Here is a 21,808-nt window from a genome sequence, read left to right as displayed (position 1 = left end):
GACTCTCACGACTTCAGAGTGTCGCGCGCCGTCTCCGGGCTCATCAGCGTCGCGATGATGGTGATGATCGACAGCGCGATGATGTAGAGCGACACCGGCCAGTAAGTGCCGGCCGAGGCGAGCAGCGCGGTTGCGATCAGCGGCGAGAAACCGCCGCTGAGCGCAGCTGCGACATTGGCGCCGAGCGAGGCACCGCTATAGCGCACCTGGGTGCGGAACAGCTCGGGCATGAACGCGGCTTTGGGTCCGAACAGCAGCCCATGCGTCAGCGTCATGGTGACGACGAGCGCAAGCGTGATCAGGACCGGCTCTCTTGTGTCGAGGAACCAGAACAGCGGAAATGCCAGCGCCACCGAGAACACGCCGCCGGCGAGATAGAGCGCCTTGCGGCCGAAGATATCGGACAGCCAGCCGGCGAGCGGCAACGTCGCGAACTCGACGATCGCGGCGTAGACCACCGCATTGAGGATCACCTGGCGCGACAGCCCGAGCTTGGTCGTGGCATAGACCACGATGAAGACGGTGAGGAGATAGGCGAGCCCGACTTCCGATACCGTAATGCCGACGGCAAGCAGAAAGCTGCGCCAGTCGCGCCGCAATACGTCCCACACCGGCTGCGCCAGTACCTCCTTGCGCTCGACCACGTCCTTGAAATGCGGCGTCTCGGCGAGCCGCAGCCGCACGATGAAGCCGACGCCGACCAGCAGAATGCTGATCCAGAACGGCACGCGCCACCCCCAGCTCAGGAAGTCCGCCTCGGGCAGTTGCGTCATCAAGCCGAAAATGCCGGTCGAGGCCGCAACGCCGACGGGAAAGCCGATCTGCACCAAGCTGCCGTAGAAGCCGCGCCTGTTACCGGCGTGCTCGACCACCATGACCACCGCACCGCTCCATTCGCCGCCGAGACCGATGCCCTGCACGAAGCGCAGCAACACGAGCAGGATCGGGGCCCACACGCCGATCTGGCCGTAGGTCGGCAGGCAGCCGATCAGGAACGTGCCGAGGCCCATCGCGATCATGGTCGCGACCAGCATCGTCTTGCGTCCAAGCCGGTCGCCGTAATGCCCGATGATGGCGCCGCCGATCGGCCGCGCGACGAAGCCGACCGCATAGGTCGAGAATGCCGCGAACGTGCCGACGAAGGGATCGAAGCTCGGGAAGAACAGCTTGTTCAGCACGAGCGCGGCGGCCGTGCCGTAGATCAGGAAGTCGTACCACTCGATCGCGGTGCCGAGCGCACTCGCCCACACCACATGCGCCGTCGCCGATCTCTCCGTTTCGCCGGAGATCCCCATTGCTGCAGTCATTGCCATCCGCCCCATATTCCAGTGGGCATCATGGCCAATTGTGGCGAGGGTTGCAACTTGTGAGAGTGTTTGTTCGCTCTCGTGCCCCGGACGCTGCGCGGCACGAAGTGATGCGCTGCCGAGCCGGGGCCCATACGTCCGCGAGCACTCGTTGCGGCATGGGTCCCGGCTCTGCGCTGCAACGCTAAGGGGCGTTGCAGCGCGTCCGGGACACGCGTGGGGATTCGACAGAAGACGCAATTCGCCATTGACAAATTTATTTGCTAATATCTAATTTAGCCGGAGAACTACCGGCCGCGCCAAGCGGCCCAAAAAGAGAGGAAACTTCGATGAGAGGGCTTTTGGCCTGCGCCATGCTCGCGGCCATGATGTCGACTGCCATGACCACCGTCGCAAATGCGCAAGTCTCCGACGACGTGGTGCGGATCGGCGTGCTGACGGATCTGTCGAGTTGGGGCCGCGACAATTCCGGGCCGGGCTCGGTCGAAGCGGCCAAGATGGCGGTGGAGGAATTCGGGCCGACCGTGCTCGGCAAGCCGATCGAGATCATCAGCGCCGACCACCAGATGAAGACCGACGTCGGCGTCAATATCGTGCGCGGCTGGTTCGACAACGGTAAGGTCGATGCCGTCGTCGACATCCCCAATTCCGGCATCGCGATCGCCGTGCACAACATGGTGCGCGAGCGCAACAAGATCGCCCTGCTCTCCGGCCCCGGCGCGAGCTCCTTGACCGACGAGCTGTGCAGCCCGAACACCGTGCACTTCACCTACGACACGTACGCGCTGTCCAAGGTGACGGCGTCCGCCGTGATCAAGGAAGGCGGCAAATCCTGGTACTTCATCACTGCGGACTATGCCTTCGGCCAGCAACTCGAGAAGGACGCCACCCGCTTCATCAACGAATTGGGCGGCAAGGTGCTCGGCGGCGTCAAGCATCCGACCAACACCGCGGATTTTTCGTCGTTTGCGCTGCAGGCGCAGAGCTCGAAAGCTGACGTGGTCGCCTTCGCCAATGCCGGCCAGGACACCGACAACGCCATCAAGCAGTCCGGAGAGTTCGGCCTGGTCCAGGGCGGCCAGAAGCTCGTCGGCCTGTTGATGTTCGACACCGACGTGCACGCGATCGGGCTCAAGGCCGCGCAGGGCACCTACATGACCACGGCCTCGTACTGGAACATGGACGAGGCCACCCGCGCCTGGTCGAAGAAATTTTTCGAGCGCACCAATGTGATGCCGACCATGATCCATACCGGCGTCTATGGCTCCGTTCTGCATTACCTCAAAGGCATCAAGGCCGCCGGCACCGACGATCCCGCCAAGGTGATGGCCAAGATGCGCGAGCTACCGATCGAGGATACTTTTGTTCACGGCGGCAAGTTGCGCGAGGACGGCCGCGTCATCCGCGACATGTACCTCGCCAAGGTGAAGTCGCCCGAGCAGTCCAAGGAGCCTTGGGATTATCTTGACATCATCAAGACCGTGAAGGGCGAGGACGCCTTCCGTCCGGTCTCCGAATCCAAGTGCCCACTCCTAAAGAAGTGAGGTGAGACATGACCGGCAGCGAGCATAGCGCAAGCGAAACCTACGAGTGCGATGTGCTCGTGGCCGGATCGGGTTGCTCCGGCATGTCGGCCGCGATCACCGCGAGATATCGCGGCCTCGACGTGCTGATCGTCGAGAAGGAGCCGCGCTTTGGCGGCACCACCGCCCGCTCCGGCGGCTGGCTGTGGATTCCCGGCACCTCGCTGGCGAAAGCCTACGGCATCGCGGAGACGCCGGATCAGGCCCGCACCTATTTGCGGCACGAGGCCGGTAACAATTTCGACGCGGCGCGCGTCGATGCGTTCCTGTCGGCCGGGCCCGAGGCGGTCGATTTCTTCACCACCAAGACATCCCTGCGCTTCGACATGCCGCTGGTGTTCCCGGACTATCACGCCGAAGCGCCGGGCGGCGCCCAGGGCGGCCGCTCCATGGTGACGCGCCCGTTCGACGGCCGCGAGCTTGGCGACCTCATCAAGACGCTCGGCATGCCGCTGCCCGAGCTCACCGTGTTCGGCATGATGCTCGGCTCCGGCAAGGAGATCATCCACTTCATGCGCGTGACGAAGTCGCTGACCTCGGCGGTCTATGTTGCAAAACGACTATCGCGGCATCTGATGGACGTGCTGCGCTATGGCCGCGGCATGACGCTGACCAACGGCAATGCGCTGGCGGGACGCCTCGCAAAGTCGGCGCAAGACCTGAAGATTCCGATGTGGCTGTCCTCGCCTGTCCGCGAGCTGACGGTCGAGAACGGAGCGGTGACAGGCGCGATCGTCTCGCGTGAGGGTCGCAACATCCGTGTTCGCGCGAGACAGGGCGTCGTGCTCGCCTGCGGCGGTTTTCCGCACGATGTCGAACGTCGCAAGAAGATGTTTCCGCACGCGCCGACCGGCAATGAGCATTTCTCGCCCGGCCCGACCGGCAATACCGGCGACGGCCTGCGCCTCGCCGAGAGCGCCGGTGGGCATGTCGAGGATCGGCTGCCGAACGCGGCGGCCTGGGTGCCGGTGTCGTTGACAACGCGCAAGGACGGCTCGAAGGGCGTGATGCCGCATTTCATCGACCGCGCCAAACCCGGCGTGATCGCGGTGATGCGCGACGGCAAGCGCTTTGCCAATGAGGGCAATTCCTATCACGACTTCGTCCAGGCCATGGTCAAGGCGGCCAAGCCCGGCGGGGAGATCGCATCCTTCCTCGTCTGCGATCACAGGACGCTGCGCAAATATGGCCTCGGCTGCGTGCCGCCCTTTCCGATGCCGCTGGGTCATCACTTGCAAACCGGCTATCTCATGTGCGGCGACACGTTGGAGGCGCTTGCGGCGAAGGCCGGCATCGACGCCAAGGCGTTCACGGAGACCGTCAGGCAGTTCAACGAGACCGCGCCGCTCGGTCACGACGCCGCCTTCGGCAAGGGCTCAAAGGCCTATAACCGCTACCAGGGCGACGCCATGCACGGGCCGAACCCCTGCATCGCGCCGATCGAGAACGGGCCGTTCTACGCCATCAAGATGGTGGTCGGCGATCTCGGCACCTATGCCGGCATCGTCACCGACCAGAATGCGCGCGCGCTCGACGCCGAGGGCCGGGTGATTCCCGGGCTCTATGCCGCCGGCAACGACATGGCGAGCATCATGGGCGGCAATTATCCCGGCGCCGGCATCACGCTTGGGCCGGCGCTGACCTTCGGCTACATTGCCGGTCGTCATCTCGCCGATAACGCTGCCAAGCGCGACGCGGCCTGAGCGAAACGCCAGGAGGCGCATGAAGAAAGAAAGCCGCGGCATTCAGTCGATCGAGGTCGGCGGAGAATTGCTCCGCGCGCTCGCAAAAACCGGCGAGCCGATGATGCTGCGCGATCTCGCCCGCGAGGCCGGCATGACGCCGGCCAAGGCGCATCCGTATCTCGCAAGTTTCTCCCGGATCGGCCTGATCGAGCAGGACGAGACCACCGGCCGGTACGAGATCGGCGCGCTCGCGCTGGAGCTCGGCCTGATCAGCCTGCGCCGCCTCTCGGGCGTGCGCATCGCGCAGCCGAAGATCGCCGCGCTCGCAAGCCAGATCGGCCATGCGGTCTCGCTCGCGGTCTGGGGCACGCATGGCCCGACCGTGGTGCAGCTGGAAGAGCCGGGCCAACCGGTCCATATCGTGATGCGCGCCGGCTCGGTGATGGCCCTCTTGGAGACCGCCACGGGCCGCGCGTTTGCGGCGTTCCTGCCGGAAAAGACCATCAACGCCGCGCTCGAAAGCGGGCTCGATCGCCTCGGCGTCGGCTACAATCCGAAGCGAGCCGTGAAAGGCGCGAAGGTCGCGGAGATGCTCACCGAGGTCCGCAAGCACGGCCTCGCCCGCGCACTCGGCGATCCCCTGCCCGGCGTCAATGCGTTCTCGGCGCCGGTGTTCGACCATTCCGGCCACGTCGCGCTGGTCATTACCGCGATGGGACCGGAAGGCACGTTCGACGCGCGGTGGGACAGCCCGATCGCGCATGCCCTGCGCGATTGCGCGGGTGGGATCTCGAAGCGGCTGGGCTATGGGGTGACGGCGGCGGCGGAGTGAGCCTTCGCAGCCTGACACAACAGCCACTGTCATGCCCCGCGCAGGCGGGGCATCCAGTATGCCGCGGGCCCATCGGCCCTATCATCGCTGTCTCGGCGTACTGGATCGCCCGCCTTCGCGGGCGATGACAGCGAGAACGGAGCCGCCTACTTCTCCTTCACCGGCACCGTGTAGTTCAGGACCAGCCGGCCGCCGTCCGGATATATGGTCTGCCCGGTGATGTAGGACGCATCGTCGCTGGCAAGGAACGCCACGACCGAGGCCACCTCGCTCGGTTCGCCGCCGCGCCCGGCCGGGGTGCGCGACATCACGGTTTTCCGCGCATCCTCGGAGGTGTAGATCGAGGACGCCACCATGTCGGTCAAAATCGTGCCGGGCCCAACCGCGACGACGCGGATGTTGTGCGGGGCGAGCGCGACGGCCGCGACCGACGTCAGCTGCTTCATGCCGCCCTTGGACATCGCGTAAGTCGCAAGCGCCGGGATCGCCAGCAGCGCGTTCACCGAGGACATGTTGATGATGACCCCGCCGCCGCCCCGCGCAATCATCTGCTTCGCCGCGGCCTGGACGCCGAAGAAAGCGCCCTTCAAATTGATGCCGATGATCTCGTCGAATTCCGCTTCCGTAATCTCGAGGATGTCCCGGTTGCGCGCGACGCCGGCATTGTTGACCATGATGTCGAGCCGACCGAACTCCTTCACGGCGGTCGCGACGAGCTGATCGACGTCGGCGCGCTTGGCGACATTGCCGACCACGGTTCGCAGCGCATCGGGCCGGCCCAGCTCGGCGGCCGTCGCGGCGAGACCTTCGGCATCGACATCCGAGATGACGACCTTGACGCCGTCATCGAGGAATCGTTTTGCACAGGCCTTGCCGATGCCGCGTGCCGCGCCTGTGATGGAGGCGACCTTGCCGGATAGTTTCATGGGTCTCACTCCAGAATAGCTGCTCAGGCAGCGAGCTATCCCGGATGAAACCCCGGTTCAAGCCGCCGCGAAACCGAGATGAGCACGGAACCGGTTCTTGATAAAGACGGCATCGCGCGAGGGCAGCGAGCGCGGCGGATTTTCAGCCCTGACCTTGATGACAAACAGCCGTGGGCCGTCGGCCGGCTTGGCGATATCAGATGCCAGACGTTGCACCTCCTCGAGCGTCCGCACGGTTCCGGTTGTAGCGAAGCCGCAAGCCGTGGCAATCGCGGTGAGATCGACACCGCGGCCGGTGTGGCTCGCCTGCATCCCGGTCTCGCCAAAATGCTGGTTGTCGATCACGACGATGTCGAGATTCCCAGGTCGCGCAACACCGATGGTGGCGATGCCGCCGAGTCCCATCAGCTGCTCGCCATCGCCGGTCAGGGCGATAACGCGCTTGCCCGGCTGGGCCTGCGCGAGACCAAGACCGATCAGCGCGGCGCCGCCCATGGCACCCCAGAGATAGAAATTGCCGTCGTGATCTCCGATGGAATGCAGATCGTAGGTCGGCGAACCCAGGCCGGAGACGACCAGCATGTTGTTGCGGTCCTTGAGAAGAGCCGCAACGGCGGCCCGGCGATCGAGCTGGGAGGGAACGGACATTAACATCACCACTTCTTCTTGCCGATCAGGCGCTGCCCGATCAGGACCGCGATCTGCTGGTCGGACTCGTAGGCGAGTGAGGCTGCGGCTTCGACGGTCTCGACCAGATCCTCCGCCGTCTCCGCGCGCATCACCTTCAGGCCGATCGCCTCAAGAGAGGGCTGTGTCGCGCGGCTCATCGGCACCTGCCAAGGATTGAACTCGGCCCATTCGCCGCGCATCGTCACCAGCATGAGAAGCGGGAAGCGGCCGATCGCAGCCAGCGACAGCATGTTGATGCAATTGCCGACGCCGCTCGATTGCATCAAGAGTACGCTGCGCTGGCCGCCGAGCCAGGCGCCCGCGGCAATCGCGATGCCCTCCTCCTCGGTCGTCAGCACGTTGGTGGTGACGTCAGCATCGGCGGAGAGCATGCGGATCAGCTGGCTGTGGCCTGCGTCGGGGACGTAGGACATCTGCCGGACGTCGGCGGCCTTGAGGATGCGATAGAGCTCGCTCGGCCAGTCGATGTCGGGATTGGGCTTCAAATTGGGCTTGGGGCTGTGCACCAGACGTCTCCGTGAAACTCGAGCGGCAAACTAGCGATGTTTGCGCGCGAAGGCTCTGACCGTCTGGCACGAGCAGATATTGAAGGATTGTATAGCTGGTGAAAAGTATCTCTCTGCGAGTCCGAAATCGTAGGGTGGGCAAAGGCGCACTTGCGCCGTGCCCACGATCAGGTGGTGGGCACGCTTCGCTTTGCCCACCCTACGATGCTGTCATCGCAGCGACAGGAAGAGAACTCAATTCGTCGCCGATCTCGCCGCCGCCGGCATATAGATCTGCGCGTAGCCTTCCTTGATCGCGGAGGTGATGCGATCGAGGCGGCGGTCGATGTGCTTTTCCAGCACCGAGATGCAGGTCGCCTCGTCGCGCGCTTTCAGACCTTCAATTACCGCGCGATGCTCTGCTTGCGTGTTGGAGCGGTTGATGCTGTCCATGTCGATCCAGCGCACGAAGCGGATGCGGGCGTTGACGTTGCGCAGCACGCGCAGCATCTCGGCATTGTTCGACATCGCCATCAGGCGTTCGTGGAAGGTCTCGTCGAGCTCGACCAGCTCCACCGATGTGCGGTCGCCCGGATCGGGGCCGGTGGCTTCGAGGAATTTCAGGAGCGCGTCGATGTCCTCGTCCCTGGCGCGCTTGATGGCGAGGCGGACCGAGGCGACCTCGATCGACTTGCGCAATTCGTAGAGATCGAAGATCTCGTGCGCGTCGAGCTCGCGGCAAAAGAAGCCTTTGCCCGGCGTGAAGCGCAGGAAGCCCTCGGTGTTGAGACGGTTGAGCGCTTCGCGCAGCGGCGTGCGGCTGACGCCGAGGCGCTTGGCCAGCTCGCCTTCGTTGAGCCGTTCGCCCGGCTTGAACTCATAGCTCACGGCCATCGCCTTGAGCTGCTCATAGACGCGATCGACGATACTATCGGAGGCCAGTTCCACGTTGCTCATCATCAGCATTCATGCCCGAACACAGCCCAATATATCGGGGCTGCAGGTGCGATTGCAATGCAAACGAGAGCAGAGGTTGTGAAGAGCTTGCGACAGCCGGATTCACGCAAACACGCGCGGGCGCAGTCCAGCATGAAACCAGGTGATCATGGAATAGATGTCGTAGACCGGCAACCCGACTTCGGCCTGCAACGCCGCCGCGTAAGGCGGCATGTTGGTGCATTCGAGCACGATGGCCCCGACATCGGGGTTCTTGGCAACCAGCTCCTTGCCCGCCTCGACCACGTCGCGCTCGGCCTGGGCCACATCCATGTCGTCCTTCTCGGCCTTGATCAGCACACGAAAAAATTCCTTGCCGTGCTCGGTGCCGACCAGTGGCGTATCGAGCGGCACGCCGGCACCTTCGAGATGGGCCGGCGTCAGGGTTGAACCCGATACCGTCACGAGACCGACGCGCTTGCCGGGCGGCAAGGTCGCCTGCACCCACGGCACCTGCATCAGCGACGAGGTCGCAACGGGCACGCCGACAGCGGCCGCGATCTCTTTCTGAAACAGCGAGAGGAATCCGCAATTGGTGGTAATGGCCTCCGCCCCGAGCCGCACCAGGTCCTTCGCCGCATCGATGAAATCTGGCAGCAGGCCGGCCGCGCCGTTCAGCACCACCTTCTCGGGCGATGCACCGCTCACCACGTGATAGAGCACTGGAAACGGCCAGGTCGTGCCATTGCCCATGTCGCCGGGAATGCGCGGAAAGCGCGCTTCCAGCATCAGGATGCCGAGCGGCGCGCCATAGATGGCCTTGCCGCCGCGGGCGATGCGAGAGGACGAATTCGCTGGAATGGTCATGGTGCGATCTCAGAGGAAGCGATTGGGTGCGAACGGCGCGAGCGGAATTTCAGGCCGCTTGTCGCTCAGGAGCTGCGCGACGAGACGGCCGGTGCGGGCCGATCCGACCAGGCCGACATGACCATGGCCGAACGCATAGACGATGTCGCGCGAGGCGCGCGAATAGCCGATGCAGGGACGCCCATCGGGCATGCTCGGCCGGTGACCGAACCATGTCTTGATGCGCGAGGCCGGAATGTCCCTCGGCAGTTTCGGGAACATGCTGAAGAGATGGTCGCGCAAAATCTCGGCGCGCTTCCAGTTCGGCGCGGCCTCAAGGCCCGCGATCTCGACCGTACCGGCGGCGCGCAGGCCCTTGTTGGTCCAGTTCACCACCATCTTGGCGTCGGAGGCCATCATCGAGCTGCGCGGACCTGTTTCAGGGTTCTCGATCATGACGTGATAGCCGCGCTCGGTTTCGAGCGGCAAGGGATCGCCGACAGATGCGGTGAGCTGCTTCGAACGTGCACCCGCAGCGACCACCGCGGCATCGCAAGGAATTTCACCAGTGTCGGTGAGAACGGCCACGAGCTTGTTGCCGTTCAACCTCAGACCGGTCGCCCTGGCATGGACCAGCTTCGCGCCGCTCGCCAGCGCGTGCTGTGCAAGGGCCGCAACATACGCGCCGGGATCGCGGCAACGGCCGGCCTCCTCCACCACCACACCAAAGGTGTAGCGCGGATGCAGGTCCGGCTCGCGCTGACGCATCTCGTCGGCGTTCAGCTCCATCCATGCGACCCCGACCTTCTTGCGCAGGCGCCAGCCGAGATCGTTGTCGAAATTGCCGCGCGACGGAAACACGTGCATCACGCCGTTGCGCTCGATCAGCTCGGGGACACCAGCCTCTTCTGCGAGCTTCCGGTGCAAGAGCGGCGCGTCCTTCAGGAGATCGCGCAGCGCGAAAGCGGTCTTCTCCACGCGCGCCTCGGTCCAGCCCGACAGCAGATATTTGACCAGCCAGGGCAGCGCCTTCGGCAGATAAGACCAGCGGATCGCAAGCGGGCCGAGCGGATCCATCAGATAGCCCGGCACCTTCTTCCAGACGCCCGGCTCGGCCGGCGGGATCACTGAATGCGAGGAGAGCCAGCCGGCATTGCCGTAGCTCGCCGCCTGCTCGCCACCGGGCTCGCCCGCGTCGATCAGCGTGACGCGATGGCCCTCGCGCAGCGCCTCGATAGCGCTGATCACCCCGACCGCGCCGGCTCCGATGATGGCGACGTGGCGGTTCTCCGGCATCGCTTACGCCTTCACCGCCGGGGTAAAATCCTTGCCGACCGAGATCGCGCGCGGATCGATGATGCAATGGAGGATCGACGGCTTGCCTGAGGCGAGCGCCCGCTCGAATGCCGGTGCGAATTCTTCGGTGCGCTCGACACGCTCGCCATGGCCGCCGAAGGCTTTCGCGTACATCGCAAAATCCGGATTCTTGAGCTGGGTGCCGACCACGCGACCGGGATAGTCGCGCTCCTGGTGCATGCGGATGGTGCCGTATTGCGAATTGTCGACGACGATCACGACCAGCGGCGCATCATACTGCACGGCAGTCGCGAATTCCTGGCCATTCATCAGGAAGCAGCCGTCGCCGGCAAACGCGACGACGACACGATCAGGAAATTGCCGCTTGGCCAGCACCCCCGCCGGCACGCCATAGCCCATCGAGCCCGAGGTCGGCGCGAGCTGCGAGGCGAAGCTGTGGAAGCGGTGATGACGATGGATCCAGCCGGCGTAGTTGCCGGCGCCGTTGCAGACGATCGCATCTTTCGGCAGCCGGTCGCGCAGCCAGGTCATGACCTGGCCATACTGGAACGCGCCCGGCAGCTCGCGCGCCTTCTCGGTCCAGGCGAGATAATCGGCGTGCGCCTTGGCGGCTTCGCCCTTCCAGGCTACTGCGCCTGAGGGCTTCAGATTTTCAACGGCGGCGGCGAATGAAGCGGGCGTCGCCTGGATCGCCAGCTCGGGCTGATAGACGCGGCCGAGCTCTTCCGAGCCTGGATGCACATGGATCAGCTTTTGCTTCGGCGAGGGAATGTCGAGCAGCGTGTAGGACGAGGATGGCATTTCCGACATGCGGCCGCCGATGAGAAGGATGACATCGGCATTGTCGATGCGCGCCTTCAGGCTCGGGCTCGGCCCGATGCCGAGATCGCCGGCGTAATGCGAATGATCGGCATCGATCAGCGACGCCCGGCGGAACGAGGTCGCGACCGGCAGGTCGAACCACTCGGCAAAGCGTGCGATGCTCTTGGTGGCATCATCGGTCCAGCGCGAGCCACCGAGAATGACCAGCGGCGCCTTGGCGCTGGCAAGCAGCGCACCGACGCGCTCGATATCAGCGGGCGCCGGCCAGCTCACCGCCGGCTCGATGCGCATGGCATCGGCAACGGCGGCGGTCTCGGTCAGCATGTTCTCGGGCAACGCGATCACGACGGGACCGGGGCGGCCCTGCATGGCGACGCGGAAGGCGCGCGCGACCAGCTCGGGAATGCGGTCCGGGCGATCGATCTCGACCGCCCATTTCGCCATCGAGCCGAACACCGCCTTGTAGTCGAGCTCCTGGAACGCCTCGCGGCCAAGCATGCCGGTATCGACCTGGCCGACGAACAGGATCATCGGCGTGGAGTCCTGCATCGCGATGTGGACGCCATGGCTGGCATTGGTAGCGCCGGGACCGCGAGTGACGAAGCAGACACCCGGCCGCCCCGTGAGCTTGCCATAGGCTTCCGCCATCATCGCGGCGCCGCCTTCGGCGCGGCAGATCACGACGTCGATCGGGCTGTCATGCAGCGCATCGAGTGCCGCCAGATAGCTCTCGCCCGGCACGCAGGTGACGCGCTCGACGCCTTGCGCGACCAGCTGATCGATCAGGATCTGGCCCCCGGTGCGGGTGTTTCTGATGGTCATGACAGCTCCCTGACGGCTTTAGCGAATGTGTTTTTGCTCCTGGTGGCGTAGGACAGGCGCACATCAGGTGCAAGACCGATGCTGGCAGTGCAGAGGGCATCGGCGCGCATGTCAGCGCCGCGCGGCAATTGCGATCACCTCGATGCGGTAGGCGGGATCGGCGAGCTCGACCTTGCCGCAGGCACGGCACGGCGCGTTGCCGGGCACGACCCAGGCGTCATAAATCGCATTCATGGCGTCGAAATCGTCCATGGTCTTGAGCCAGACCTGAACGCTGAGCAGGCGCGACTTGTCGGTCCCGGCGCGCGCCAGCATGTCGTCGACTTTCGCCAGCGCCTCTTTGGTCTGCTGGGTGATGTCAGCGCTCTTGGTGTCAGCCACTTGGCCAGCGAGGAAAACGAGGTCGCCGAACACGGAAGCGCGGCTGCGGCGGGCGTTCTGGTCGATGCGGGCGATGTCGGTCATGGGATGTCCTTATTGCGCGGAATGGGTTTGGTTTACCTCTCCCATAGGGAGAGGTCGGATCGCATCGCAAAGATGCGATCCGGGTGAGGGGTTACAGTTTTCGCTGCGACCCCTCACCCGAATTGCACTGGACGATGCTTTGCATCGCCAGATGCAATTCGACCTCTCCCCGCTGGGGAGAGGTGAAGCCATCGCGACCACTCCTGTTCATGCTTTACTTCCCGGTGGCGATGATGCGGCGGCAGTGATCGAGTGCGGCGCCGATGAGACTGTCGCTCGCCTCGGGCGTGCGGAACGCCGAATGCGCCGACAGCGTCACGTTTGGCAGCTTTGTGAGGGCATGACCTGCCGGGAGCGGCTCGATGGTGAAGACGTCGAGCCCGGCATGGGCAATGTGGCCCGAGCGCAGCGCCTCCAGCATCGCGTCTTCGTTGACGATGGCGCCGCGCGCGGTGTTGATCAAAATGCTGCCCTTGCGCATCTGCGCGATGCGCTCGCGGGACAGAAAGCCCTTGGTCTCGTCGTTGAGCAACAGATGCAGCGAGACGACATGGCTGTCCGCCAGCAACTTCTCCAGCGATACGAATTCGACGCCCGGATGCGTCTTCGGCGTCCTGTTCCATGCGATCACCTTCATGCCGCAGCCGGCCGCCATGCGTGCAGCTTCCGCGGCGATGCCGCCGAAGCCGATCAGACCGAGCGTCTTGCCGGTGAGCTGCACGGCATCGCGGCGCAGCCAGTTGCCCTCGCGCATGCCGCGATCCATCTCGCCAAAGCCTTTGGCAGACGCCCACATCAGCGCGATCGCGCATTCGGCCACGGCCGTATCGCCATAACCCTTGATGGTGTGGACTGTGATGCCGCGCTCGCTAAGCTCTTCCGGATTCATGTAGCTGCGCGCGCCGGTGCCGAGGAAAACGACATGCTTCAGCTTGGCACACTTCGCCGCAACGCCTGATGGCACCGCGGTGTGGTCGACGATCATGATCTCGGCATCGCCGAGCAGGCCGGGAAGATCGTCAGGCTTGATCGAAGGATTGCGGTTGATGTCGACGGGCAGTTTCGCCGCGCCCAGCAGCTTCTCGGTGACCGCGGCCAGGGTGTCGTTGGCATCGACGAAAACAGCACGCACGGACTCTCTCCTCTCAATTCCAAGCACCCGCCCGGCCGGTCCCATATCCGGCCCGGCTTCACGGAGTTTTCTCTCGCTTTGCCAACGGACTAGGCTCCAACCTGCCTCATCGCTCAAATCCCCGGCAATGCCGCAATACCATATTGCATTATGTCCTGAATACAGAAATAGTCGGCGGGCCGCAGCCGACAGGGAGTTACTGACCATGAACCGCAGGGATGCACTCACCACCGTGGCACTGGCGGGCGCCGCTATGGCCGCAACCACATCGGCCAAGGCCGACACCGCGCCAACTTCCACGCTCGATCGCATCAAGAAGAGCGGCGTGCTGCGCATCGCTGTCATCGCCGGCCAGGATCCCTATTTCCACAAGGACCTCGCCACCAATCAATGGTCGGGCGCCTGCATCGACATGGCGAACGACATCGCTGGCAAGCTCGGCGCCAAGGTCGAGATGCTGGAATCGACCTGGGGCAACCAGATCCTCGATCTGCAAGCCGACAAGGTCGACCTCGCCTTCGCCGTGAACCCGACGCCCGAGCGTTCGCTCGTGATCGACTTCTCGACGCCGATCCTGGTGCACTCCTTCACCGTCATCACCAAGAAGGGCTTTGCCAAGCCGCAGGCCTGGGCCGAGCTCAACAAGCCCGAGGTCAAGATCGCCGTCGACATCGGCTCGACGCACGAGACCATCGCGCGCCGTTATTGCCCGAAGGCTGACATCCTCGGCTTCAAGACCCGCGACGAGGCGATCCTCGCGGTGGCGACCGGCCGCGCCGATTGCAACGTCTCGCTGGCGGTGCTGTCGATCTTCACGCTGAAGAAGAATCCGACGCTTGGCGAGCTCGCGATCCCGCGGCCGCTGCTGACGCTGCCGACCAATCTCGGCATCCGCGCCGAAGCCGATCGTCGCTACAAGGATTTCCTCAGCGCCTGGGCCGACTACAACCGGTCGCTCGGCCAGACCCGCGAATGGCTGCTGAAGGCCTATCAAACCGTTGGCCTCAGCGCCGAGGACATTCCGGGCGAGGTGCAGTTCTGATGGATCCGCTGAGATGTCCCGTACAGACCGGGATGCTGATATGCGATCGGTCTTTGTGATCGTTCCGCCGTTGACGCTGACAGGCGCGCGGTTAAGTAGGTGAGACAAAGACTGCAGGGATGGCGACGTTCGCTGGGCTGGTTCCCGTTGCCGTCACCCATGCAGGACACATGACGACCTCGCCTCACGCGACCTCACCTCGCCATTCAGCGCCCCCTCGTCTCGCCATCGTCCTGTTCTCGCTCGCGATGGGCGGCTTTGCGATCGGGACCACCGAATTCGCATCGATGAGCCTGCTGCCGTTCTTCGCGGCCGATCTTCATATCGACGAGCCGACGGCCGGACACGCGATCAGCGCCTACGCGCTCGGCGTGGTGCTGGGCGCGCCGCTGATCGCCGTGCTCGGCGCGAAATTCGCGCGGCGCACGCAGCTCCTGGCGCTGATGGCCGTGTTCGCGCTCGGCAACGCCCTCACCGCGCTGGCACCGAGCTTCGGCTCGATGGTCGCGGCCCGCTTCCTCTCGGGCCTGCCCCACGGCGCCTATTTCGGCATCGCTGCGCTGGTGGCGGCCTCGCTCGTTCCGCAACATCGCCGCTCGCAGGCGGTCGGCCAGGTGATGCTGGGTCTGACCGTCGCCACCATCATCGGCGTGCCCTTGGCCAATCTGATCGGCCAGGCGCTCGGCTGGCGCGCGAGCTTCGGTCTCGTGTCGGTGCTGGCGCTCCTCACCGTGTTGCTGTGCGCGCTGTTCGCGCCGCGCGACCAGGCCGGCCGGTCGGATCCGCTGCGCGAGCTCGGCGCGCTCAAAAGCCGCCGGGTCTGGACCACGCTCGCGATCAGCGCCATCGGCTTCGGCGGCATGTTCGCCGTCTACACCTATCTGGCGACGACGTTGATCGAGGTCACCAAGGTCAGCACCGAGGTCATTCCATTCTTCCTGGCGATCTTCGGCATCGGCGCCACGCTCGGCAATCTGTTCGTGCCGCGCTTCGCCGATCGCGCCTTGATGCCGACGGCGGGCGGCATCCTGGTGTTTGCCACCGTGGCGCTGCTGGCGTTTCCGCTTGTCGCCGGCAATCGCTGGCTGCTCGCGATCGACATCTTTGCGATCGGCGCCAGCGTCGCGCTCGGTGCCATCTTGCAGACGCGGCTGATGGATGTCGCGGGAGACGCGCAGGCGCTCGCCGCCGCGCTCAACCATTCGGCGTTCAACACCGCCAATGCGCTCGGCCCCTTCCTCGGCGGCCTTGCCATTCGCCAGGGGCTCGGCTGGACCTCGACCGGTCCCGTCGGCGCCGCGCTCGCGGTCCTCGGCTTGTTGATCTGGTTCGTCGCATGGCGCGACACCGACCTCACGCCGGTCGCGCACGCCTCAAGCAGCGAGGCCGCGCCACGCGAAGTTGCTCCGCTGAAGCACGCACCCCCGCTCGCGCCTGATAACCGGAGCCGCTCCAGGGATTCGGTGGCCTGACGGATTGCAGGGCGCTCAGAACAATGCCGCGTTGAGCGCCTGTCCGTAGAACATCGCTGCGACGAGCGAGACCAGGAGGCCCGCGCCCGAGAAGATCACGAGGATCTTCAGAGTTTCGACATCGACATTGGATCCCGTCGCGCGGGATATTGCTCTTGCCAGTGCAGCAATCATCGCCAGCTCCGAAGCCGGCCGCGCGGACGCGGGGCCTGACTTCATCTAGCGCAGATCGGCGCATCCGCCTGTGAAGCAGATTACAGGTGCCGGCTTGGCGCACCGATCGCCCAGTCTCACGCGCCCAGTTCCGCCCAGATGCGGAAGCGCGCGCCTTCCTTGAGGGACACAATGCGAAACGGCTGGCCGAAGATGGCCAGCGGCTCCTTGGCCGGTTCAAACCGTGGCCAGGCTTCCGCAACGTCGGGCACCCCTGATGTCACGAACCGCAGCAGGCTGATCTGAAACCGCGCCGCGACGTCGATGTCGGCTCGCGTCATCGGACCGCCCTTGCGCTTCAGGATCGGGCGGTCGATGAAGTCAGGCAGGTGCGCCCAGAGGCAGGCATTGTCGGCGCCATGCGTCGGCCCCTGCGACAGGAACGGCTCCAGCGCCGGGCGATGGTCGAATCGGCTGAGCCACACCGCGCCGCCCGCTGCCGCGTGGCTTCGCGCCAGATCAGCCATCGGGCGATGCCAGAATGCATCGGACAGCAGCGCCTCATAGGGATCCTCGTCGAGGCGCGCCGAACCGCGATAATAGGCCAGCAACCGCTCCCAGCCGGCATCGCCGAAAGCTGTGCGCAAATTGCGCTCGGTGGTGCGGATCATCGCCGCCGGCGGCGTGCTCTTCAAAAACATCGCCATCTCGTCACGGCAGGAGCCGAGCCAGAGCGGTATGTCGCGCAAGCTTCCATCGGCGAAGGCATCGCGCGGCTCGCGCGGGATTACGCTGCCGTCGAGCACCGGCCCGAACACGGTGCCTGAATCCGTTTCGTCGGCGATCCTGCGGCCGACACGCTCGACAGCTGCAAAGAGCTTTGTCAGCGGCACCGATGCGATTGCGCTCGCATCATTCTCAAGTTCGAGCTCGGCCAGCACACGGCGCGCGACGATGTCGGCATGATCGGCGCTCATGATGTTGCGACCCGGCGCGCTCAGCGCCAGCGCGCGAGCGAACTTGCCTTTCGCCTGCGGCAGCGTCGCGAGCGCGATCACCAGGGACGCACCGGCCGATTGGCCCGCCAGCGTCACCTTCTGGGGATCGCCGCCGAAATTGGCGATGTTGGCGTGGACCCAGTCGAGCGCGGCTAGCGAATCCGAGATCGCCAGATTGTTGGCCTCGGCTAGTCCGTGACGATGCAGTTGCAGGAAGCCGAGCGGGCCGAGCCGGTAGTTGATGGTGACGATGACGGCCGGGCCAGGCGCGGCGAGGAATGCGCCGTCATAGTCGGCGCCGCCGCCGGTGACGAAGGCGCCGCCATGGATGAAGAACAGCACCGGCAGCGGACGATCGGCTCCATCAGGCATCCAGATGTTGAGGCTGAGACAGGAGTCCTCCGCCTGATCGAGATGCCCGGGCTGCTGCGCATAGGCGCCGTACTCCGTGCAGCGACGCGGCTCCGTCCACGCAGGCGGCGGCGTCGCCCTGGCGAAGCGCCGCGCGGTCGCGAAGGGCACGCCCTTGAAGGCGCGGATGTGCCCCTGCTCGGCCCCGACAATGGGGCCGAGCGTGGTTGGAACAGCGTTGGTCAGCATCGATCCTCATCCCGTCCTGCGCTTATGCGCGGCGCTTGCCGAGATCGGCGATGTCGACCTTGTGGGTTTCGCGCGCGGTCATTGCGGCCGCGGCCGAGGCGACGCAGCAGCCCGCGACGAAGATCGCAACCGGGATCCAGCCGGTCGGGCCTTCGCCGACCAGGCTCGCGCTCACCAGCGGCGTGAAGCCGGCGGCAAGGAAGCCGAGCTGGGTGCCGATCGCGGTGCCGGAATAGCGCACGCGCGCTTCGAACATCTCCGCATAGAACGACGGCCAGATCGCGTTCGGCGCCGAGTAGATGATGTAGAGGCCGATCGCGGCGGCGAAGATCGCGGGCGTGCTGCCCGACGTCACCAGCATGAAGTAAGGGAACAGCAGCACGGCGCAGCCGAGCACGCCGCCGATGAACACCGGCTTGCGGCCGATCCTGTCGGCGAGCAAGGCCCAGAGCGGCTGCGCGAACAGCGCCACGACATTGCCAAGCACGCCGGCCCACAGCATGGTCGGACGCGCGACGCCGAACTTGCTGGTAGCATAGCCGAGCGCGAACACCGCGGTCAGCGTGCTGACGGTCGCGATCAGCGCGCAGACGATGACGCGCAGCACGTCCGGCCAATAGTCACGCAGCAGCGCGATGACGGGGAAGCGCGCCACCTGCGCCTTGTCCTTGATGTCCTCGAACACAGGCGTTTCCGGCATGGTTCGGCGCACCAGATAGGCGACCAGCAGCACCAGCGCCGAGAGCAGGAACGGAATGCGCCAGCCCCAGCTCAGCAATTGGTCTTCCGGCATGCTGGCGACGGGAATGAACACCAGCGTCGCCAGGATCGCACCGGCCTGGGTGCCGCTCAGCGTCCAGCTCGTGAAGAAGGCGCGGTTGGAATTGGCGGAATGCTCCAGCGTCAGCGAGTTCGCCCCGCTCTGCTCGCCGGCCGCCGACAGGCCCTGCAACAGGCGCAGCAGCGTCAGGATGATGGGCGCGGCATTGCCGATCGTCTTGGCATCGGGCAACAGGCCGATCGCCAGCGTCGAGAAGCCCATCACCACCAGCGTGAACAGCAGCACCGTCTTGCGGCCGATGCGGTCGCCGAAATGGCCGAGGATCACGGCGCCGACGGGCCGCGCGATATAGCCGATGCCGAACGACAGCAGCGCCAGCAGCGTCGCGGTGCCGGGATCGACATTGGCGAAGAACACTTTTGGAAAGATCAGCGCCGCCGCGGTGCCGTAGATGAAGAAATCGTAGTATTCCAGCATACTGCCGACGAAGCTGACCAGCGCGGCGCGCTTGGGCAGCTTGCTTTGCGAAACGTCCGCGCTGGATGGCGCGTGCAGCGATGCAGTTGAGATCGAGCTCATCAATAATCCTCCCCGTGTGCGAGATCGGTCGCGTCCCGCGCCCTGTCCGTCCGGCCGGCGCCCGCGCTTCTTGCTTTTGGTTGCCGCGACCTTGGCTTCAGCCCATAATGTACGAACTAGTACGTTTATGCAAGGCGGGTTCAAAAAGTTGTCGGATTGGGCGAAATTTGCCTTCACCTTCAAGGTGATCCATAGAGGCTGGCGGGAGAAATTGTGATGCTCAAGCGCATGCCGCCACCATCGAAGCGCACCAACGACCCCGAGCGCACCAAGCGCGACATCCTCGAAGTGGCGATGGCCGAATTCGCCTCGGAGGGCTATTCCGGCGCCCGGGTCGATGCCATCGCGGCGCGGACGCGCACGTCGAAGCGGATGATCTATTATTATTTCGGCGGCAAGGAGCAGCTCTACCTCGCGGTGCTGGAGGAGGCCTATCGCAGCATCCGCGCGCTGGAGGACCAGCTCGATATCGCAAGCTGCGACGCGCGCGAGGGCCTGCGCCGGCTGATCGAGGCGACCTTCGACCACGACGAGCGCAATCCGAATTTCATCCGCCTCGTCTCAATCGAGAACATCCACCATGGCAAGCACCTGAAGCAGAACCAGCAGCTGCGCCAGCTCAACGCCAGCGTGATCGCGACGCTCGATCGTCTCCTCAAGCGCGGCCGCAGCGAAGGCGTTTTCCGCGACGACGTCGACGCCATCGATCTGCATCTGGCGATCTCCTCCTACTGCTTCTTCCGCGTCGCCAACCGGCACACGTTCGGCGCCCTGTTCGACCGCGATCTCAGCGAGCCCAAGGTGCTGGCGAGGAGCCGGACGCAGATCGTGGAGATGATATTGGCGTGGCTGGGGAAGAAGCGGGCGAACTAGCGAAACTAGCAGCTCCGTCATCCTGAGGCGCGAACGGCGCGATGCGCACAGCATCGCGCTGGGAGCCTCGAAGGATGAACGGCCGAATTGCTCCAGCCGGGCCGTCGCCCTTCGAGACTCGCCCTGCGGCGCGCTGCGCCCCAGGGCGCGCACCTCAGGGTGACGGTCATACCTGCGACAAGCCTCCGGGTCATTGCTTCGTCACAACGGCTCCTCGCAATGACGACGTGGATGGAGCTTTGTCCCCCTCACCGATGCCCGATCGCCCTGATCGCACCGCGCAGCTCCGCAAGGCCGCGCAGGCGGCCGATTGCGGTGTAGCCGGGATTGGTGCGCTTGGTGGCGGCGAGATCGTCCAGCATGCGGTGCCCGTGATCGGGGCGGAACACGATCCTGTTGTCCGGTGACCGCCGCGCGTTCTCCTTCAGCAGCGCCTTGAGCACCGCGACCATGTCGACGTCGCCGTCGAGATGGTCGGACTCGTGGAAGGACAAGCCATCGGCCTCGCGCTTGGTGGCGCGCAGATGCGCAAAGGCAATGCGCGGGCCGAAACGTTCGGCCATTTCGGGCAGATTATTCTCAGGCCGCACGCCGAGCGAGCCGGTGCACAGGCAGATGCCGTTGGCCTTCGACGGCACGGCATCGAACAGCGCCTGATAGTCGTCGGCCGAAGAGGCAATGCGCGGCAGGCCGAACAGGGGTCGCGGCGGGTCGTCCGGATGCAGCGTCAGCGACACGCCGAGCTGCTCGGCAACCGGCGTCGCGCGCGCGAGAAATTCAGCCAGATGCCGCCGCAGGATTTTTGGCGTGATGTCGCGATAAGTCTCCAGCCGGTCGCGGAATTGCGGGATCGTCATCGGCTCGGTGGTCGAGCCCGGCAGCGCACTGGCGATCACCATGACGAGATAGTCGATGTCGGCCTGGCTCATCTTCTCGAACAGCGCTTTCGCACGCGCCTGCTGCTCAGGCGAGTATTCCTGAACCGCGGCCGGCCGCTTCAGAATATGCAGCTCGAATGCCGCAAAGCGATCCTGGTCGAAGCGCATGGCGCGGGCGCCGTTCGGCAGCTCCCATTCAAGGTCAGTGCGGCACCAGTCGACCACAGGCATGAAGTTGTAGCAGATGATCTTGATGCCGGAGGCGGCGACGGCCTCCAGGCTCGCGATCCACGCCTCGATGGACTTCGTTGCCTGGCCCCCGAGACGCTTGACGTCGTCGGGGATCGGAATCGATTCCACCACCGACCAAGTCAATTGCGAGCGGCCCGGCTGGCCGTTCTCGATGAAGTTCTTGCGTTCCTCGACCGCCTTGCGCGTCCAGGCCTCCCCGATCGGCACCTGATGCAACGCCGAGACAATGTCCGTCGCCCCGGCCTGGCGGACATCGTCGAGCGAGACAGGATCATCGGGCCCGTACCAGCGCCACCCTTCGAGCATCATGGGCTCTCTCCCAAAGCGTTTTC

Annotated in this window: 20 protein-coding genes; 6 read left to right on the top strand and 14 right to left on the bottom strand. The window is 65.0% G+C overall.

Annotated features, from left to right (window positions below; all coding sequences use genetic code 11):
- Nucleotides 1-5 precede the first annotated feature (5 nt).
- Entirely contained in the window at nucleotides 6-1,307 is a 1,302-nt protein-coding gene (locus XH89_RS07415; RefSeq protein WP_194466444.1) for an MFS transporter, read from the bottom strand.
- A gap of 329 nt (nucleotides 1,308-1,636) precedes the next feature.
- Here XH89_RS07415 and XH89_RS07410 point away from each other — a divergent pair, with 329 nt between their 5' ends.
- The 3 genes from XH89_RS07410 to XH89_RS07400 are packed head-to-tail and all read left to right on the top strand — an operon-like array spanning nucleotide 1,637 to nucleotide 5,407.
- Nucleotides 1,637-2,851 (top strand): ABC transporter substrate-binding protein, encoded by a 1,215-nt coding sequence (locus tag XH89_RS07410; protein ID WP_194466443.1) that lies wholly within the window; start codon nucleotides 1,637-1,639, stop codon nucleotides 2,849-2,851.
- Between the two features lie 8 nt (nucleotides 2,852-2,859).
- Nucleotides 2,860-4,593, top strand: a complete 1,734-nt coding sequence (locus tag XH89_RS07405; RefSeq protein ID WP_194466442.1) for an FAD-dependent oxidoreductase — start codon at nucleotides 2,860-2,862, stop codon at nucleotides 4,591-4,593.
- 19 nt (nucleotides 4,594-4,612) lie between these two features.
- A complete protein-coding gene (locus XH89_RS07400; RefSeq protein ID WP_194466441.1) occupies nucleotides 4,613-5,407 on the top strand; it encodes an IclR family transcriptional regulator in 795 nt (264 codons plus the stop codon).
- Nucleotides 5,408-5,553: 146 nt separating this feature from the next.
- Here the strand turns inward: XH89_RS07400 and XH89_RS07395 are convergent, their stop codons facing one another.
- From XH89_RS07395 to XH89_RS07355, 9 genes are all read right to left on the bottom strand, one after another.
- Nucleotides 5,554-6,333, bottom strand: coding sequence for an SDR family NAD(P)-dependent oxidoreductase (locus tag XH89_RS07395; protein ID WP_194466440.1), 780 nt, complete (start codon nucleotides 6,331-6,333; stop codon nucleotides 5,554-5,556).
- A gap of 57 nt (nucleotides 6,334-6,390) precedes the next feature.
- A complete protein-coding gene (locus XH89_RS07390; protein WP_194466439.1) occupies nucleotides 6,391-6,981 on the bottom strand; it encodes a thiamine pyrophosphate-dependent enzyme in 591 nt (196 codons plus the stop codon).
- A gap of 5 nt (nucleotides 6,982-6,986) precedes the next feature.
- Nucleotides 6,987-7,529, bottom strand: a complete 543-nt coding sequence (locus XH89_RS07385; protein WP_194466438.1) for a thiamine pyrophosphate-binding protein — start codon at nucleotides 7,527-7,529, stop codon at nucleotides 6,987-6,989.
- 234 nt (nucleotides 7,530-7,763) lie between these two features.
- Nucleotides 7,764-8,465: a GntR family transcriptional regulator gene (locus XH89_RS07380; RefSeq protein WP_246767758.1), complete on the bottom strand. Its 702-nt coding sequence runs from the start codon at nucleotides 8,463-8,465 to the stop codon at nucleotides 7,764-7,766.
- Between the two features lie 102 nt (nucleotides 8,466-8,567).
- Entirely contained in the window at nucleotides 8,568-9,311 is a 744-nt protein-coding gene (locus XH89_RS07375; RefSeq protein ID WP_194466436.1) for an aspartate/glutamate racemase family protein, read from the bottom strand.
- 9 nt (nucleotides 9,312-9,320) lie between these two features.
- Entirely contained in the window at nucleotides 9,321-10,586 is a 1,266-nt protein-coding gene (locus XH89_RS07370) for an FAD-binding oxidoreductase (RefSeq protein ID WP_194466435.1), read from the bottom strand.
- A 3-nt stretch (nucleotides 10,587-10,589) separates the two neighbouring features.
- Complete coding sequence (locus XH89_RS07365; RefSeq protein ID WP_194466434.1) at nucleotides 10,590-12,251, bottom strand: thiamine pyrophosphate-binding protein; 1,662 nt, start codon at nucleotides 12,249-12,251, stop codon at nucleotides 10,590-10,592.
- Nucleotides 12,252-12,362: 111 nt separating this feature from the next.
- Nucleotides 12,363-12,716, bottom strand: coding sequence for a RidA family protein (locus tag XH89_RS07360; protein WP_194466433.1), 354 nt, complete (start codon nucleotides 12,714-12,716; stop codon nucleotides 12,363-12,365).
- A 214-nt stretch (nucleotides 12,717-12,930) separates the two neighbouring features.
- The gene (locus XH89_RS07355) at nucleotides 12,931-13,848 is read right to left on the bottom strand and encodes an NAD(P)-dependent oxidoreductase (RefSeq protein WP_194466432.1); all 918 of its coding nucleotides are present in this window, start codon (nucleotides 13,846-13,848) and stop codon (nucleotides 12,931-12,933) included.
- Between the two features lie 205 nt (nucleotides 13,849-14,053).
- Here XH89_RS07355 and XH89_RS07350 point away from each other — a divergent pair, with 205 nt between their 5' ends.
- Both XH89_RS07350 and XH89_RS07345 read left to right on the top strand, forming a co-directional pair.
- On the top strand, nucleotides 14,054-14,890 hold the full coding sequence (locus XH89_RS07350; RefSeq protein ID WP_194466431.1) for a transporter substrate-binding domain-containing protein: 837 nt from the start codon (nucleotides 14,054-14,056) through the stop codon (nucleotides 14,888-14,890).
- Nucleotides 14,891-15,060: 170 nt separating this feature from the next.
- Nucleotides 15,061-16,362, top strand: coding sequence for an MFS transporter (locus tag XH89_RS07345; RefSeq protein ID WP_194468396.1), 1,302 nt, complete (start codon nucleotides 15,061-15,063; stop codon nucleotides 16,360-16,362).
- 15 nt (nucleotides 16,363-16,377) lie between these two features.
- Here XH89_RS07345 and XH89_RS07340 read toward each other — a convergent pair whose 3' ends face one another.
- From XH89_RS07340 to XH89_RS07330, 3 genes are all read right to left on the bottom strand, one after another.
- Entirely contained in the window at nucleotides 16,378-16,536 is a 159-nt protein-coding gene (locus tag XH89_RS07340; RefSeq protein ID WP_194466430.1) for a hypothetical protein, read from the bottom strand.
- A 116-nt stretch (nucleotides 16,537-16,652) separates the two neighbouring features.
- Nucleotides 16,653-18,113, bottom strand: a complete 1,461-nt coding sequence (locus XH89_RS07335) for a carboxylesterase/lipase family protein (RefSeq protein ID WP_194466429.1) — start codon at nucleotides 18,111-18,113, stop codon at nucleotides 16,653-16,655.
- Nucleotides 18,114-18,135: 22 nt separating this feature from the next.
- Nucleotides 18,136-19,473 carry an MFS transporter gene (locus tag XH89_RS07330; protein ID WP_194466428.1) on the bottom strand — a complete coding sequence of 446 codons (1,338 nt, stop codon included), beginning with the start codon at nucleotides 19,471-19,473 and terminating at the stop codon, nucleotides 18,136-18,138.
- 216 nt (nucleotides 19,474-19,689) lie between these two features.
- Here XH89_RS07330 and XH89_RS07325 point away from each other — a divergent pair, with 216 nt between their 5' ends.
- The gene (locus tag XH89_RS07325) at nucleotides 19,690-20,346 is read left to right on the top strand and encodes a TetR/AcrR family transcriptional regulator (protein WP_194466427.1); all 657 of its coding nucleotides are present in this window, start codon (nucleotides 19,690-19,692) and stop codon (nucleotides 20,344-20,346) included.
- A gap of 248 nt (nucleotides 20,347-20,594) precedes the next feature.
- Here XH89_RS07325 and uxuA read toward each other — a convergent pair whose 3' ends face one another.
- Entirely contained in the window at nucleotides 20,595-21,782 is a 1,188-nt protein-coding gene (gene uxuA, locus XH89_RS07320) for a mannonate dehydratase (RefSeq protein ID WP_194468395.1), read from the bottom strand.
- Nucleotides 21,783-21,808 lie beyond the last annotated feature (26 nt).

It is taken from the genome of Bradyrhizobium sp. CCBAU 53340, from assembly GCF_015291645.1.
Lineage (GTDB): Bacteria > Pseudomonadota > Alphaproteobacteria > Rhizobiales > Xanthobacteraceae > Bradyrhizobium.
The sequence above is the reverse complement of the archived record's forward strand: the minus strand, read 5'-3'. Positions and strand labels throughout refer to the sequence as shown.